This is a genomic window from Pseudomonas sp. MDV22-iso1, assembly GCF_058145095.1.
In genome coordinates, this window is sequence record NZ_JBYVMF010000010.1 from 80,930 (window position 1) to 97,993 (window position 17,064).

General features: G+C 60.7%; 13 protein-coding genes. 3 read left to right on the forward strand and 10 right to left on the reverse strand.

Annotated features, from left to right (window positions below; all coding sequences use genetic code 11):
- Positions 1–283: 283 nt before the first annotated feature.
- From AC3ZVB_RS13640 to AC3ZVB_RS13675, 8 genes are all read right to left on the reverse strand, one after another.
- Positions 284–718: a hypothetical protein gene (locus AC3ZVB_RS13640; protein WP_490146794.1), complete on the reverse strand. Its 435-nt coding sequence runs from the start codon at positions 716–718 to the stop codon at positions 284–286.
- 111 nt (positions 719–829) lie between these two features.
- Positions 830–2,488, reverse strand: a complete 1,659-nt coding sequence (locus AC3ZVB_RS13645) for a dipeptide ABC transporter ATP-binding protein (protein ID WP_490146795.1) — start codon at positions 2,486–2,488, stop codon at positions 830–832.
- Positions 2,485–3,348, reverse strand: coding sequence for an ABC transporter permease (locus AC3ZVB_RS13650; protein WP_490146854.1), 864 nt, complete (start codon positions 3,346–3,348; stop codon positions 2,485–2,487). Before AC3ZVB_RS13650 ends, AC3ZVB_RS13645 begins: the two co-directional genes overlap by 4 nt.
- Positions 3,349–3,416: 68 nt before the next feature.
- On the reverse strand, positions 3,417–4,469 hold the full coding sequence (locus AC3ZVB_RS13655) for an NADP(H)-dependent aldo-keto reductase (RefSeq protein WP_490146796.1): 1,053 nt from the start codon (positions 4,467–4,469) through the stop codon (positions 3,417–3,419).
- Between the two features lie 37 nt (positions 4,470–4,506).
- Positions 4,507–5,856: an LLM class flavin-dependent oxidoreductase gene (locus AC3ZVB_RS13660; RefSeq protein ID WP_490146797.1), complete on the reverse strand. Its 1,350-nt coding sequence runs from the start codon at positions 5,854–5,856 to the stop codon at positions 4,507–4,509.
- A complete protein-coding gene (locus tag AC3ZVB_RS13665; RefSeq protein WP_490146798.1) occupies positions 5,853–7,127 on the reverse strand; it encodes an acyl-CoA dehydrogenase family protein in 1,275 nt (424 codons plus the stop codon). Before AC3ZVB_RS13665 ends, AC3ZVB_RS13660 begins: the two co-directional genes overlap by 4 nt.
- Positions 7,128–7,150: 23 nt before the next feature.
- Positions 7,151–8,083: an ABC transporter permease gene (locus tag AC3ZVB_RS13670; RefSeq protein ID WP_490146799.1), complete on the reverse strand. Its 933-nt coding sequence runs from the start codon at positions 8,081–8,083 to the stop codon at positions 7,151–7,153.
- Positions 8,080–9,675 carry an ABC transporter substrate-binding protein gene (locus tag AC3ZVB_RS13675; RefSeq protein WP_490146800.1) on the reverse strand — a complete coding sequence of 532 codons (1,596 nt, stop codon included), beginning with the start codon at positions 9,673–9,675 and terminating at the stop codon, positions 8,080–8,082. The genes AC3ZVB_RS13670 and AC3ZVB_RS13675 overlap by 4 nt, the downstream gene beginning before the upstream one ends.
- 705 nt (positions 9,676–10,380) lie before the next feature.
- Here AC3ZVB_RS13675 and AC3ZVB_RS13680 point away from each other — a divergent pair.
- From AC3ZVB_RS13680 to AC3ZVB_RS13690, 3 genes are all read left to right on the forward strand, one after another.
- The gene (locus AC3ZVB_RS13680) at positions 10,381–12,549 is read left to right on the forward strand and encodes a TonB-dependent receptor family protein (RefSeq protein ID WP_490146801.1); all 2,169 of its coding nucleotides are present in this window, start codon (positions 10,381–10,383) and stop codon (positions 12,547–12,549) included.
- Between the two features lie 115 nt (positions 12,550–12,664).
- On the forward strand, positions 12,665–13,393 hold the full coding sequence (locus tag AC3ZVB_RS13685; RefSeq protein WP_490146802.1) for a class I SAM-dependent methyltransferase: 729 nt from the start codon (positions 12,665–12,667) through the stop codon (positions 13,391–13,393).
- A gap of 443 nt (positions 13,394–13,836) precedes the next feature.
- Entirely contained in the window at positions 13,837–14,127 is a 291-nt protein-coding gene (locus tag AC3ZVB_RS13690; RefSeq protein WP_162438091.1) for a hypothetical protein, read from the forward strand.
- A 148-nt stretch (positions 14,128–14,275) separates the two neighbouring features.
- On the opposite strand, the gene AC3ZVB_RS13695 is transcribed toward AC3ZVB_RS13690, so the two are convergent.
- Positions 14,276–14,473, reverse strand: coding sequence for a YbdD/YjiX family protein (locus AC3ZVB_RS13695; protein ID WP_059406027.1), 198 nt, complete (start codon positions 14,471–14,473; stop codon positions 14,276–14,278).
- A gap of 13 nt (positions 14,474–14,486) precedes the next feature.
- Positions 14,487–16,544 (reverse strand): carbon starvation CstA family protein, encoded by a 2,058-nt coding sequence (locus AC3ZVB_RS13700; RefSeq protein ID WP_194693683.1) that lies wholly within the window; start codon positions 16,542–16,544, stop codon positions 14,487–14,489.
- Positions 16,545–17,064: the final 520 nt, after the last annotated feature.

Here is a 17,064-nt window from a genome sequence, read left to right on the forward strand (position 1 = left end):
AGGGGATTCGTGTTGGACCCAGACCCAGTGCCCACCGCCGATCAAACTGTAGGAGCGAGCTTGCTCGCGATGGGGCCTTGTCAGGCGACATCGTAGGTGAATGTCAGACCGCCATCGCGAGCAGGCTCACTCCTACAATGGATTTGCGCTGGACGCAGATCTGGTGCCCACCGCCGATCAAACTGTAGGAGTGAGCCTGCTCGCGATGAGGCACTATCCGGCGGCATCAATGTTGAATGTCAGCCCGCGATGAGGCCATACCAGGCGACTTCGATGGTGAATATCAGACGGTTATAGCCGCAAAACGCAATGGCAACGCCGGTTGCCCAAGCGCCGCGGGATCGCGGAAGCGGGCGCCGAAATGGTCGGCCGGCAAACGCGCTTGACCTGCCCCGAACAATCGCTCCCACAAGGTTTCCCCGTCGTTGTAACGCTCACGAAAACGACCACGGCGACGCAATTCAGGAATCACCAACTCGATAAAATCCCGGGCCGTTTCGAACGACAGGTACTGACGCAGATTGATCCCGTCAATGCCATCCACATCCAGCCATTTCTCGATTTCATCGGCCATCACACTCGGCGTCCCCGCGACAAAAAAACGCTCCTGATTGAACCCCGAAAACTGCGCCAACACCGCGCCCACCGTCGACGCCGGGTTGTAGCGTTGCAAACTTTGCCAGCCCTTGACCTGGCGGCTGACCAAGTAACTGATCAACCACTCACGGGGATAAGCTGTCAGATCGATCGCTGGCTCACACAGTTCATTTCAAACAGGTTGACGTGCAGTTGCTTGGGCACCATCCATACTCCTTTTCAAACCAGACCCTCAGATCGCCAACTGCAGAATAAACGCGGGCGGCGTGTACTCGGTTTCGAGTGTCGGAATCGCATCGATCAATGCCCGTGTGTAGGCATGCGCCGGCCGGTCGAACACCGCGCGCACCGAGCCGGATTCCACCACCACGCCATCCTTCATGACCAACACGCGATCACTCACGTGATTGATCACCCCCAGGTCGTGGGAAATGAACAGGCAGGCCAGCCCGAGACGCCGCTTGAGGTCGTCGAGCAGTTCGAGAATCTGCGCTTGCACCGACACATCCAGCGCCGACACTGGCTCATCACAGATCAGGATTTGCGGCTGGGACGCCAACGCCCGGGCAATGGCGATGCGTTGTCGCTGCCCACCGGAGAGTTCAATCGGCCGACGGGACAACACGCTGGCGTCGAGTCGCACCAGGTCGAGCAATTCAATCGCCCGGCTGCGCCAATCGCGGCGCGGCAACCCCGCCACCGCCAACGCTTCGAACAACACCCGTTGCACCGTGTAGCGCGGATCGAAGGAATTGAGCGGGTCCTGGAACACCACCTGCACCGCACGCCGCGTCTGACGCTTTTGCGCGGTGTCCATCGTCGACCAGCGCTGCCCGGTGATCCAGACATCGCCGACATCGGCGGTTTCCAGCCCAAGAATCAATCGGGTCAACGTGGTCTTCCCGGAGCCTGACTCACCGACGATGCCCAGGGTTTCACCGCGACGCAGCTGCAACGACACCTGGTTCAGCACAGTACGGCTACGGTGGTCAGGGCCGATGTAAGATTTCGACAGATCGCGCGCCTCCAGCAACACCTCGCCCACCGGCTCCGGCTCGGTTTCGACCGCGCTGAGCAGCCTGCGCGCCGGTTGAAAATGCACGGCCCTGGCAGCCCGCAGCAGCGACTGGGTGTACGGATGACGCGGGTCTTGCAGCACCTGCTCGGTCGTGCCCTGCTCAACGATGACGCCATGACGCATCACCGCCACACGGTCCGCCAGGCGCGACACCACCGACAAATCGTGACTGACCATCAACAGCGCGTTGTCCTCACCGCGCAAGCTTTCCAGCAAGGCGATGACCTGTGCCTGCACCGTCGCGTCCAGTGCCGTGGTGGGTTCATCGGCAATAATCAGCCGTGGGTTACAGGCGATGGCGGACGCGATCAACGCCCGTTGCCGCAAGCCACCGGACAATTGCCACGGGTATTGGCTAGCCCGCAGTTCCGGCTCGGGCACGCCGACATTGCGCAACAACTCCAGTACGCGCAAACGCCGGGCTTCAAGGCCCAACGGCGTGTGCAACTGCAATGGCTCTTCGATTTCGGCACCGACGCGGCGCAACGGGTCCAGCGCACCCAGCGCGTCCTGCATGACAAATCCGATGCTCGCGCCGCGCAGCCGCTGCCATTGCCGCTCATTGAGCTGACGCAGGTCGATGCCTTGAAACGCCAGTTTGGCCGCCTGCACCTGCGCACCCCGGCCGGTAAGCCCGGCGAGAGTCCGCGCGGTCACGCTTTTTCCGGACCCCGACTCCCCCACCAGCGCCAGGCATTCGCCGCGATGCACCTGCACACTGACGCCGTGCAGCACCGCTTCGGCCGCGCCGAAACGCACCGTCAAATCACGGATATCAACCAACGGACCCAGGGTCTGAATATTCGCATTCATAGAGGTTTTCCTTCGCTGCGACGCAGCAGTTCGCGGCCAATGGCGCTGATGGAGACGACGGTGAGGGTGATGACCAGCGCCGGCCAGGCGACCAGCCACGGAGCGTTGGCCAGGAAGCTGCGACCGATGGCCATCATCCCGCCCCACTCCGGCGCGGGAGGCGGCGCACCGAACCCCAAGAAACTCAGGGCCGCACCAGCCGTAATGGTGCCGCCGATACCGATGGTGGCGAGGATCAGCACGGGTTTGAACGCATTCGGCAGAATGTGCCGCAGCACCACCGCCAGCTGCGATTGCCCTAAGGTGACCGCCGCTTCGACATAACCGGCGTTACGCACATTGAGCGTTTGCGCCCGCACCAGTCGTGCATAACGGGGAACGCCGGCAATGCCCACGGCGAGAATCAGGTTGGCGGTGCCCTGACCGAAGAACGTGATGATGACCAGCGCCAGCAACAGGTCGGGAAACGCCAGCAGCACATCAATGGCGCGCATCAGCGCGGCGTCCAGCCAACGCGGTCCAAGGCCCGACAACAACCCCAGCAACGCGCCCCAGGCCAGGCCCAGCGCTGTTGCGGCCAGGCCCATGAACAACGACGAGCGCACGCCGTGGATCAAACGGCTGAGCACGTCCCGACCATTTTCATCGGTGCCCAGCCAGTGAGCGCTGCCGGGCGGCTGGAAGGCCAATCGCGCCGACGCATCGAGCGGGTCGTACGGAGCGAGCGCCGCTGGAAACGCTGCCGCCAGCAGCAACAGTGCCACGAACACCCCGGCCAGTAACAAACCGGGTCGCAACCGTCCCAGGCGGGCAAGACGCAATGGACGTTGCCCCCCGACGCCCACCACCGGCCCTGTCATCACCGTTCCAATTGTCTGCGCCATTCACCGCTCCTTTTTTCGAACCCAGTCATTCCCCAAGCGTCATGTCACGGCGCGGGGTTGGGAATGCGTTGGTGGATGGCCTGGACTTGCGCCTGAATCTCTTCGCTGAGGGTGACATCCAGCGCACCGAGGTTGTCGCGCAATTGCGCAAGGCTAGTCTGACCGGTCAGGGCACTGGCAACGAACGGCTTGCTGATGACATAGGCGAGTGCCAATTGCGCCGGGCTGATGTTGTGCTGTTGCGCAACCTCTACGTAACCGGCGATCGCTGCCTGGGCCGACGCGCTGTCATAGCGATTGAACGTGCGATAGACCGCCGAAAGCCGCGAACCCTCAGGACGCGCGCCGCCCAGGTATTTGCCGGTCAGCGCACCAAACGCCAGTGGCGAGTACGCCAGCAGCCCGACGCCCTCGCGGTGGCTGAACTCTGAGAGGCCGCCCTCGTACAGGCGATTCAGCAGACTGTAAGGGTTCTGCACGCTGACAATCCGTGGCAGACCGAGGCGCTCGCTTTGCTTGATGAACTCGGCCACGCCCCACGGGGTTTCGTTGGACACGCCAATGTGACGGACCTTGCCGGCCTTGACCTGATCGGCCAGTACTTCCAGCGTTTCCTCGATGGCGACGCTGTCAGCGTCATTGAGATAAGGGTATTCACGCTGCCCGAAGAAGTTGGTTTTGCGGTCCGGCCAGTGCAGTTGATAGAGGTCCAGGTAATCGGTATTCAAACGCTTGAGGCTGCCGTCCAGCGCCTCGACGATGTTGCGGCGATCATGCCGGCTAAGACCGTCGCGAATATGCTGCTGACCCGCAGGATCGCGAGCCGGGCCGGCGATTTTGCTCGCCAGGACAATACGCTCACGACCGCCGCTGGCGGCCAGCCAACTGCCGATGTAACGCTCTGTGGTGCGCCAGGTTTCCGCCCGGGTCGGCGTGGGATACATCTCGGCGGTGTCGATGAAATTGATGCCTTCGGCCAGGGCCAGGTCAATCTGTTGATGCGCATCGCTTTCACTGTTCTGGTGGCCCCAGGTCATGGTGCCCAGACCCAGCACACTGATTTCGATATCACTGTTGCCCAATTGGCGGTAACGCATGGTTCATCCTTTCATTGAAATGTTGAGACGCCGGGGTTCAGGTCCGCAGCGCGTATTGATTGGTCGGAAACGGCAAGCCGAGGTGCTCGCGCAACGTGCTGCCGGTGTACTCATGACGGAACAGTCCGCGTTTTTGCAGCAACGGCACGACCTCGTCGACAAAGATCTCGACGCCGGAAGGGAACATGTCCGGCATGATGTTGAAGCCGTCTGCGGCATGGGCCAGGTACCAGTGCGACAAGGTGTCGGCGACCTGTTCCGGGGTGCCCACCAGCAACCGGTGACCCACCAGAATGCGCCGCGAAAGCTGGCGAATACTCAGGTTCTCCCGACGGGCAAGATTGAGCTGCGCTTCCAGAAAACCCTGGGAGCCGCGCTCGAAATCAGCCACCGGACCAATACGGTCCCAAGGCAATGGCGCATCCGGATCGAGCTCCCTGGCAGCGATGCCGATCCGGCCTGCCACCTGCTCCAGCAATCCGTGTTCACCGTGCCACGCATTGAGTTCATCGAAGCGTGCATGGGCCTCGGCTTCGGTGCTGCCGATCACGGTCGACAGGCCGGGCATGATTTTCAGGTGCTCGGGATTGCGCCCCCAGCCCAGCGCCCGCTCTTTCATTTCGCCGTAGAACAGTTGCCCGTCCTCCAGAGTTGTCTGGGTGGTAAAAATCGCATCGGCGTAACGCGAGCCCAAGGCTTTGCCGCCCTCCGATGAACCGGCCTGGACCAGCACCGGCCGGCCCTGGGGTGAGCGCGGCACATTCAACGGGCCTTTGACGGAAAAGTGCTGCCCGACGAAGTCGATGGTGTGGACTTTTTTCGGGTCGGCAAAGCGTCCGGCACGAGCATCGCCGATGATCGCGTCGTCCTCCCAGCTGTCCCACAACTTGACGGTGACGTCGATGAATTCGTCTGCACGGGCATAGCGGTCCACGTGTAACGGCGCGCCGGCAAAGCCGAAGTTTTGCGCAGCGGCATCACCCGCGTTGGTCACCACGTTCCACGCCGCGCGACCACCGCTGATGTAGTCCAGCGAGGCAAAGCGGCGGGCGATGTTGTATGGATCGTTGTAGGTGCTGGAGGCCGTGGCGATGACCCCGATGCGCTGGGTGGCCAGCGCCACGGCGGTCAGCAACACGGTGGGTTCCAGGCGTCCGCCCGGCTGACTGGCAACGTCGCCTGCCAACGCCGGGCCATCGGCGAGGAAAATCGCATCCAGGCAGCCGCGTTCGGAAATCCGCGCGATGTTGCGGTAGTACTCCACGTCCAGATACGCGTTGGCCGGCACTTCTGCCGCACGCCAGGCGCCGGAGTGCGCGCCAAAGCCCAGGATGTTCATGCCCAGGCTCATTTGTCCGTCACGGGTATTGCTCGATGGCTTGCTCATACGGCACTCGCTTCGTCACGCGCGCCGCTGCCCTGCTTCTCGGCGTCGGCCGCTTGCAGTTGGCGCCAGGCGGCGTTGGGGCTGATGTTGTTGAGGTAGTAATTGCCCAGGGCGCGCTCGCGGTAGATCGCCGGGTTGTGCGAGGCCAGCGTGCGCGCATTGCGCCAATGCCGATCAAAGCGTCGTGCCTCGCTGGTGGCGGACGCGCCGCCCACTTCAAACAGCAAGGTCGTGGCCTCCAGCACTTGCTCAAGCACGATCTGTTGCGCCTGATACGCGCGAATTTCCGCCTCGGTGTACTGCTGTTCGGTGGCAGTACCGCCCTGCTCCGCTTCATGGACGTCCTGCAGCACCTGAGCCACCGCCAACACCTGGGTGCGCGCGGCATAGGCCAGGCTGGACAGGCGCCCGATGACACGCTGCACCAGCGGATCATCCTTGGGGCTGGATTGCCCCGGTACGCCAAACGCCCGCGTGCGCCCTTGCACGAATTCGGTGGCATCACGCAGCACCGCATTGGCAATGCCGGCCAACGTCGCCAGATGGAACAGCTGATAGAAGGCCGTCAGGTAGGATTCGGCGCGCAGCTCGTCCTTCTTGAAGCGACGGACGATATGCTGCGCCGGCACCTTCACCGCCTTGAAGCGCGTGGTGCCGCTGCCCGTGAGGCGCTGGCCGAAACCGTCCCAGTCATCCTCGACCGTCACGCCCGGGGCATCGGTGGGCACCGCGACGCTGACAAAGTCATCGCCGTCCAGTGCCACGGCGGCGATCCAGTTGGCGTACAGCGTGCCGGTGCAGTAGTACTTCTCGCCATCCAGCTGCCAGCCGGCCTCACCCGTTTCAGACTCGACCGCACTGAGCGTGACCGAGTTGCGCGTGGTGTCGCTGCGCTCGGCCATGGCCGCGCCCCAGAGTTGGCCATCGACCACTTTGCCCAGCCAGTAATCCTGCGAGTCGGCGTCACGGCTGGACAGCCGGCCTTCGACGAAGCCGAAGTGCGCACGGACGATCTGCGGCAGGTTCGAATCGGCTTCGCCCAGGGAAATCAACAGCCGAAACAACTGCGGCAGACTGGCGCCCAGGCCACCCTGGGAGACGGGCACCCGCAACGCCCCGAACCCCGCTTCGCGCAGCCAGGTCACCGCGTCATGCGCCAACTCGCGTTGCTGCTCGCGAGCAACAGCGGTGTCGGCGATGCGGGCAAACACCTTGGCAAACCGCTGGTTCAGGTCTTCATCGGTCACAGCAATTGAAATCGCAGTACTCATGATTTTTCCTTTTTCATAGACACTCACGCTTGGTCCGCCCGAGGGTCGATCCAGCGGTTGATCAAATCGACAGTCAGGTTCACCACCACGTACACAGCGGCGGCGAGCAAGGTCACGCCCAACACCATGGGCACGTCTTTGTTGCTGGTGGCGTCAAGCATCAGGCGGCCAATGCCCTGGCGTGCGAACAGCAGTTCGATGACCACTGCGCCACCCAGCAGGCTGGCAAAAATGAACCCGGCCAGCGTCACCAAAGGCACCAGTGCATGACGCAGAGCATGGCGCAGGCGCACGGCGGTTTCGGACATTCCACGGGCACGGGCCATGGCGATAAAGGGCTGTTCCAGGGTGTCTTCCAGGGACTGGCGCAACAGTTGGGTGAGCACCGCCGCCACCGGTAATGCCAGCGCTACCGAAGGCAATATCAACGAGCGCCAGCCCACGGACCCGGACGGCGGCAACCAGTGCCAATGGAACGAAAACACCAGCAGCAGCAAGAGGCCGATCACGAACGACGGTGCGGACGAAATCACCAGTTCGCTGCCTGACGCGAACGAACGAACCCAGCGCGAACGGTTGGCGGTGAGGATCGCGCAGACCAGCGCCAGCACCACCGCCAACAACGCGGCGCTGACGGACAGTTGCAGGGTCGCGCCGATCTGTTCGCCGATCGCTTGGGACACTGGAATGCGCAAGCGATAGGACTCGCCCAGGTCGGCGTGGGCCAGTCGCAGCAGGTAGTTGCCGTATTGCACGATCAATGGCTGATCCAGTCCGTACTCGGCACGCACCCTGGCCAGCAACTCCGGCGTCGGCAAGGCATCCGGGCCACCGAGGATCGCCAGCGCGGTGTCGCCGCCACTGAAGTTCACCGCCAGAAACGTCAGGGTGGCCGCGCCCCACAACACACCAATGCCCGCCAACAGACGCCAGGCAATACGTTTGAGCAGGTTCATGGTTGCCCCCGGTCCAGCCAGACGCTGGTGAAAAACGGAACGTTGTGGGACGTGTCGAAAATCACCCCTTTGACCTGACGCCCATACGCGGTCAGTACCTGGCTTTCGACCGAAGGCACCGCTGGCACCGTTTCAACCAGACGCTGTTGCGCCTTGCTGTAAAGCGCCTGCAGCTCCACTGGATCGCGAGAGCGACGCGCGGCGCTGAGGACGCGATCCAGTTCATCGTCGCGAAAACGCCCGGCGTTCTGGCCGATCAGTTTCGCCGTGCTGATTGACTGGCTGTGGTAGAGCACGAACAAACCATCAGGCGTATTGGTGTGCCAGTAACCCGCGGCCAACGCCTGAAACTTGCCGGCATAGCGCCGCTCCGTGACGCGGGTCAGGGGCAGCATTTCAATGGGCATGTCGAAGCCGACTTTTTTCAGATCGGCCTGTATGGCCACCGACACGCTGGCGGGAAAGGCCGGATTGTCATAGGTCAGCAAGGTCGCCTTGAGACGCTGACCGGCTTTGGTCCTGTACCCCTGAGCATCGCGTCCCGTCCAGCCCGCGTCGTCGAGCAAGGCATTAGCGGCGCTGACGTCATACGCCAGGGCGTCGTTGTTGGGTTGGTAGAAGCGCGTGTTGGCGGCTAGGAAATCGGCCTTGCTCAGGAACTCGCCGAAACCGGAAATCCAGGCCAGGCCTTCGCGATCAATTGCCCGGGCCACCGCACGACGTATCCGCACGTCATCAAAGGGAGGCTGCTCGACGTTGAACGTCATGCTGCGACTCGGGTTGCCTTTGCGAATACGGCTGCGCATCACCAGTTCAGGGTTGGCGCGAATTGCAGCCGCGTTCTGCGCCGGCGCGTCCAGCGCGAAATCCGATTGCCCGGATTCCAGCGCGGTGAAGCGGATCATCGCTTCGGGGACGTAACTGAGTTCGATGCGGTCCAGGTAGGCCTCACCGACGTGGCGCGTGACTGCCGGCGCCCAGTGATAGTCGGGGCGTTTCACGAAGACCGCGCCCTGATCCCGGGTGTAGCTTTGCAGCAGAAACGGGCCGCTGCCGACGGGGTGTTCGGCGATGGTTTTCGGCGCTTCACGGATCTGCTTCGGCGAGATCATCCCCAGCCACGACTGGGCCAGCACATCCAGAAACGGTGTATAGGGCTCACGCAGGTGAGCTTCGAAGGTGTATTCGTCGACGACCTTGCCGTCCAGGTATGGCGCGATGTACGCCGCCGCCAATGGCGACTTGGTCGCCGGATCACGCATGTGTTCCAGGTTGGTTTGCAGCGCGGCGGCGTTGAATTTTTCGCCGTCGCTGAACGTCACGTCATCGCGCAGGTGAAACGTGTAGGTCTTGCCGTCTTCGGAGATCTCCCAGGAACGCGCCAGCCACGGGCTGATGTTGCCTTGCTCGTCCTGATACACCAGGCAGTCGAACAGGATTCGGCCCAGCCACTGAATGTTGCCGTTGGACAAGGCGTGGATGTCGAAACTGCCGGCGTCCGAGGCTGCCGAGACTTTCAGGGTTCCACCGCTGCGACCCGGTGACGGCTCGTGAAAATCCACCGCCGGGTAGGAAATGATTCCATTGTTCACGGTCCCGTCAGCCTGCGGCGCGCCGGGCTGGGGAGCCGCTGAGGGCGAGCAGGCGTTTATCGCTAGGGATAAAACGATAAGGCCCGAGAGTTTGAAGACTGTTCTCAATGACGCGTCCTTAATAGAGTTCAGCAAATACCAGGAGTTGGAAGTGCCTATGCACTGAACATGCCATGGGCGAATACGCGTCGATATTGAGTATTAGTAGCCGGTTACTGCAAAGGTGGTTACTTGCGCGAGGCCTTTTGTTCCGTGGTGTTTATTCGATTTATTACTCGAATCGCCCGGGCCTTTATTAATGACAAACACTTATATCGATATGCATTTATTGCCAGTCAGCAACTGCCATTTATTTCGCAATCTGTCCATTCACTGTTGCACCAGAAACAGCTGACAGCCTTGTAGGAGCACAGCTTGCTGGCGATGAGGCAGCATCAGTCAACATCGAAATCGAATGGCGGTCCGCCATCGCCAGCAAGCTGTGCTCCTACAGCGATGCGCAGGGAATCGCCAACTGTTGCCACACCAACAGCGGTTCAAATAAAAGATCACTTCGCAGCAACGTTACTTCTGCACTGCGAGCCATTAAACAGCGAACTCCAATTAACAACCCCATTGGCACAGTTACTGCTTAGAGCCAATCAAGCATGACTATACGAATAGAAAGCTCAGACGAATTTATCTATTCATTGGGGATTAAGCGTGATGCGTTCAGTATTCCGGGGAGCGTTACAAAAGTTACCGCAGGCCATCCGACAGGCGACCTGGTTGACAACAGTGGGACTCGGTTCTGCCTTGTTGCTTTCAGGTGCCGTACAAGCGGATGACACATCAACCACAACAGCTGGCTCTTCGAAATCAGTCGAGCCACAGCTTCAGACGGTCACGGTAAAGGGGCAGCAGATCACACCCGTCGAGGCCGCTAAAAGTCAGCTGGATGAGGTTCCGGGCGGCACCAGCATTGTCGACAGCGAGCAAGTGTCCAAAGGACGGACCGCGACGCTGCAAGACACCCTCGCCTATCAGCCAGGGGTGTTCGTGCAATCCACCGGCGGCAATGACGCGGCGAAGATTTCCATTCGCGGCTCGGGAGCCAATACCTCGCCGGGTTACTTCCGCGAGGGCATCAAATTCCTGTTCAACGGTTTGCCCATCACCGGTCCCGGCGGCACGCCTTACGAGTTTCTGAACGGCTCCGGGGTGAACTACACCGAGATCCTGCGCGGTGCCAACGCCTTCCAGTACGGAGCCTTGAGCCTGGGCGGCGCGATCAACTTCGTCAACCAGACCGGCTACACCGCGCCGGGGCTGCGCCTGCGCGCTGAAGCTGGCAGCTATGGCTACAACAAACAGAGCGTCAGTTTTGGTGGCGTCGAGGGTGCCTTCGACTACTACGTCAACGCCGACAATTACCGCAGCGATGGATTCCGCGACTACAGCCTCTCGAAAAGCCAAGGGGTGGTCGCCAATTTCGGCTACAAGTTCAGCCCCAAACTGGAAACCCAGCTGATGCTGCGTTACCGCGACGAGTACCACAACGACCCAAGCGCCACCACGCTGGATCAGGTCAAGCATCACAGCGATCGTGCCAGTGCGACCGCCGCTTCCAGCGGTGCCGGCAGCCGGCGTCCGGGCAGCGTCTGGGCGGGCAGCAAGACCACCTACACCTTCGACGACGACGCCACCTTGTCGGTGGGTTTGTCCTACTACGAGTACGCTCACAACAACAGCCCGAACAGCCCCAGCAACCCGAGCTATTGGGACTGGCATGACCTCAGCGCCGTGATCAATTACGACCGCACGGATCAATGGTTCGGCCATGAAAGCCGCTCGAGTCTGGCCTTCACTTCAACCGAGCATTTGAAGGGTGAAGTGAATTCCACGTTTGCCAACAAACAGACGCGCAAGTTCGTGGACTATGGCTCCTCGTTCGACCACGTGTTCTCGCTGGGCAACGATCTGGAACTGGTGGATGACCTGTGGCTGACCACCGGCCTGTCGGCCATCAACGTCCGTCGTCACGCCAATGTGAAGGAATCGCTGGTGCCCAACACCACCGCGTTCCCCACCGATGTGACCTACGACAACTGGAGCCTGGCGCCACGCATCGGCGTGCGTTACCAGTTCAATCCGAACCTGCAGGTGTTTGCCAACGTCAGCCGTTCGGTGGATCCACCGGCGTCCTGGGAGTATTCGGGTTCCGGTCCGACCGCGCCGTACGTGCGTCCGCTGGTAGAACAGAAAGCCAACACGGTGGAAATCGGTATCAAGGGCTCCGAAGGCATTTTCGATGGCAGCCTGGCGCTCTATCGCTCGTGGGTTAAGAACGAATTGCTGAACGTTCAACTGATCCCCGCTACCTCGACCGCCGCGGCGGTGACCGGTGCCTTCAACGCGACGCCAACGATCCACCAGGGCATCGAAGCCGGGTTGAACACGCGTTTATGGGAAAGCGACAGCGGCGAGCAGGTCACATGGCGCCAGGTGTACACCTACAATGATTTCTACTACCGTCATGATCCGACCTTCGGTGACAACCAACTGCCGGGCATCCCCAAACATGTGTATCAGGGTGAAGTTCAGTACGAGCATCCGACAGGCTTCTACACCGGTGTGAACGTGCAGTCCGCATCCCGCACGGCGGTGGATTACGCCAACAGTTTCTACGCGCCCTCCTACACTATTTTTGGCGCGAACGTAGGTTACGAGACCCCCAGCAAAGACTGGAAGGTGTCCCTTGATCTGAAGAACCTGGCGAACAAAAAATACGTCACGGCGGTCCAACCGCTGTACGACGCCAAAGGCCAGGACACTGCGGCGTTGTATCCGGGTGACGGGATTGGCGCGTATGTGGCGGTAGAAATGCGTTATTGAATTGCAGCCCGGTGACGGCTCACCGGGTTGTCGAAGATCTTGAGACACAGGCAGCCTGACATTACACAGGCTGCCCTTTTGACCCACATCGGAGATTCATCGAGAGAGGCAAGACGTGACGCAGAACATCTATGACACCCCCGAATTTTTTGAGGGTTACAGCCAACTGCCCCGTTCCGTTGAAGGACTCGCCGGCGCGCCTGAATGGCCAAGCCTGCGTTCGCTGTTACCGCAAATGGCCGGGCAAAAAGTCGTGGACCTCGGATGCGGCTACGGCTGGTTCAGTTACTGGGCCGCCGAACAAGGCGCTGCCAGCGTGACCGGTCTGGACGTCTCGCAGAAGATGCTGGAGCGTGCCGAGACCCGTCATCATCACCCGCGTATCACTTACCGTCAGGCGGACCTCGAACACCTGGAACTTGAGCCCTCCAGCCTGACCCTTGCCTACAGTTCGCTGACCTTGCACTACATCACTGACCTGGCGGCACTGCTGCGCACGGTGTATCAAGCACTGGTGCCGGGGGGAAAACTGGTGTTCTCGATCGAGCACCCGATCTTCATGGCCTCACTGCACCCCGACTGGATTATCGACGAACACAAAGGCAAAACATGGCCCGTGGACCACTACCAGGTCGAGGGCCCGCGCTCGACCAACTGGCTGAGCGACAATGTGATCAAGCAGCACCGCACGCTGGGAACACTGTTGAATCTGTTGATCGACGCGGGATTCAGGCTCGACCACATCAACGAGTGGGGACCGTCAGCCGAGGACCTCGTTGCCCGTCCCGCCCTGGCCGATGAGGTGCATCGCCCCATGATGTTAATCGTCGCCGCCAGTCGATAAGCGCCACCTAGACGCTCCGAAGGCAATCTGGCATCGACTGGATCCAATCGCCCGACATCGACGAAGTAACCTGCTACCCTCAGGGAATGGATGATCCTGATATAGGGGAATGTATGAGCGACATACCTAAGCATGGTTGGACATGGGCCTACCGAAAGCTTCGTGGCCTGCACTGCTCTCGCCTCACTGCTTTCTATCGAGCCACCTTGTATTCAGTGCGCGGCGACACGGGAACGCTCACCAGTGCGGATAACTGGCAGAAAATACGCTTGCGGCGTTGATTGAACGGCGCAGACACAACTCACCCATACGACAAAGCCCTGACATTTCAGGGCTTTGTGGTTTTCAGGATTTGAGTGTCGATACCGTTCGTCCGCTGGCCCGCACCTATGGCCCGCGCATCCTTCCAATGTTGTGTTAACCACTCGCAAGGAAAATTCAACATGATGAACAGAAAAATTGCGGTACTTACGCTTGCAGGCATCATGTCGGCCTGCTCGCTTCACGCCTTTGCGGCGGGCGAAACGACCACTGGAACGCCCTCTGCGGATGGTACCAGCCAGACCCGTGATCCAGCGCCCAAAGCCACCAACGCGGATCCGGACGCTGCTTCCCTGCCACAAGGCGCGGATGGCGGCACTACCGACAGCGGCCCTACACCTGCCGGCTCGAAAGCCGGTGGTGCTGACAAGGCAGGTGGCGGGAGCAGCAGCGGTGGCAGTGGCGGTAGCTGATACACCTGGTTAGTGGATACACAGACAGCAAATGTGGGAGCTAGCCTGCTGGCGATAGCGGCTGAACATTCAACATCACTGTTGATTGACAGTCCGCCATCGCTAGCAGGCTAGCTCCCACAGGATTGCTGCTAATTCCACAATCGCATCAACAACACTTAGGTCCAGCCTTACTCCCGTATCTCGCCTCCTGGCGCTCCCGAAAGAACATCTCGTAATCCATCACCGGCTTGTCCGGGTGTTTGCTCTGCATATGCTCAACGTAGTTATCGTAGTCAGGCATCCCCACCATCAAGCGCGCAGCCTGCCCCAGGTATTTACCGAGGCGGCTCAAGTCATTGAACATGTGCCCTCCTCACTCAAGCCTCTGGCAGCGCCTGAAACGGTGCTTCTTTATCCGTGCGCTCTTTCGTACCCCAGGCGGCAATACCGACTTTCAGTGCAAAGAACAGGATGCTGAACACCACGAGCAGGAACAGCGCCGTCAGCGTCGCGTTGGTGTAGGCGTTCCAGATCACGTGCTGCATCTGGTTGATGTCCTTGGCCGGAGCCAGGATCTGACCATTGGCCAGCGCATCGCTGTACTTCTTGGCCAATGCCAGGAAACCAATCGCCGGGTTCGCGTCGAACAGCTTGATGAAACCGGCCGTGGTGGTGCAGATCAGCAGCCAGACGGCGGGCAGCATGGTCACCCAGACGTAGCGTTGACGTTTCATTTTGATCAGCACGACCGTCGCCAGCATCAGCGCGATACCCGCCAGCATCTGGTTGGAGATACCAAACAGCGGCCACAAGGTGTTGATGCCGCCCAGCGGATCGATTACGCCTTGATACAGCAGGTAGCCCCACATCGCCACGCAACCGGCGGTGGCGATCAGGTTGGCAGTCCAGGACTCGGTGCGTTTCAGCGCCGGCACAAACGAGCCGAGCAAGTCCTGCAGCATGAAGCGCCCGGCACGGGTACCGGCGTCCACCGCTGTCAGAATAAACAACGCTTCAAACAAGATCGCGAAGTGGTACCAGAACGCCATGGTGTTTTCACCTGGCAGCAACTGGTGCAGGATTTGCGCGATGCCCACAGCCAGGGTCGGCGCACCACCGGCACGGGCCAGAATGGTGGTTTCACCGATATCCCGGGCCACCGCTTCCAGCGCGTCCGGCGTGATCGCAAAGCCCCAGCTGCTGACCGTCTGCGCAACCGTCACCGCATCGGAACCGACGATCGCCGCCGGGCTGTTCATGGCGAAGTACACACCCGGCTCGATCACCGAAGCGGCAACCATCGCCATGATCGCCACGAAGGATTCCATCAGCATGCCGCCGTAACCGATGTAACGGGCATGCCCTTCGCTGGCCAGCAACTTCGGCGTAGTGCCGGAAGCAATCAGCGCATGGAAACCCGACACCGCACCGCAGGCGATGGTGATAAACAGGAACGGAAACAGACCGCCTTTCCACACCGGGCCAGTGCCGTCGATGAACTGGGTCAGGGCTGGCATCTTCAGGTCTGGCATAGTCACCAGGATGCCGATCGCCAGGGCCATGATGGTGCCGATTTTCAGGAAGGTCGACAGGTAGTCACGGGGGGCCAGGATCAGCCACACCGGCAGCACCGCTGCGACAAACCCGTAACCAATCAGCATCCAGGTGATCTGGATCCCGGTGAAGGTAAACGCCTTGGCCCACACCGGATCAGCAGCAATCTGCCCGCCCAGCCAGATCGAACCCAGCAGCAGCAACACGCCCACCACCGAGATCTCGCCAATGCGGCCCGGGCGGATGTAGCGCATGTAGATGCCCATGAACATCGCGATCGGCACGGTCGCCATCACGGTGAACATGCCCCACGGGCTCTCGGCCAGGGCCTTGACCACGATCAGCGCCAGCACCGCGAGGATGATGATCATGATCAGGAAGCAGCCGAACAAGGCGATGGTGCCGGGAATGCGGCCCATTTCCTCACGCACCATGTCGCCCAAGGAGCGACCGTTGCGGCGGGTGGACAGGAACAGCACCATGAAGTCCTGCACCGCACCGGCCAGCACCACGCCGGCGATCAGCCATAGCGTACCGGGCAGATAGCCCATTTGTGCCGCCAACACCGGACCGACCAAAGGCCCCGCGCCAGCGATGGCCGCGAAGTGGTGACCGAAGAGGACGTGCTTGTTGGTCGGTACGAAGTCCAGGCCATCGTTGTTGAGCACAGCGGGCGTGGCCCGATTGGGGTCGAGCTGCATCACCTTGTTGGCGATGAACAGGCTGTAATAGCGATAAGCGACGAGGTAGATAGCGACTGCTGCGACTACGATCCACAGGGCGTTGATGGCTTCGCCGCGGCGCAGGGCCACGACACTCAGCGCGAACGCTCCAAGGACAGCCACGGCAAACCAGGCGAGGTGTTTAGCCAGACGGGGCATTGTGTGTCTCCTGCCGACAGCTCGTGGCCGCGGCGGTAATTTTTATAATTGTGTCCGCTGTGCGGAGCTGGCCCAATATCCGCGCATGCCGTCCACAAATAAATCCGCAGAACTACGTACACACGGACTACGTAGTTCTACGTAGATACCCCCATTTACAGGCCCAAACACAAAGCCTAAATGGGAGCCATAATGCTTTTCTCTGTAAGAGAGCTTCAGGCAAGCACAGTACTGTGGCGAGGGGATTTATCCCCGTTCGGCTGCGCAGCAGTCGTAAAATCAGTGCACGCTGTGTAACTGACACACCTCGGTCGCAGTTTTGGGGCTGCGCCCAACGGGGATAAATCCCCTCGCCACAGTACCGTGCTCGCCTCTTCTTAAGTGAACAGTATTACCGTGGGAGCCGGGCTTGCCCGCGATGACAATCTTTCGTTCGACAATGATGCCAGCTGATCCACCGCTATCGTGGGCAAGCTTTGCTTCTACGGGAGATTAGCCACAAGTCATTCCGTCCAGCAGC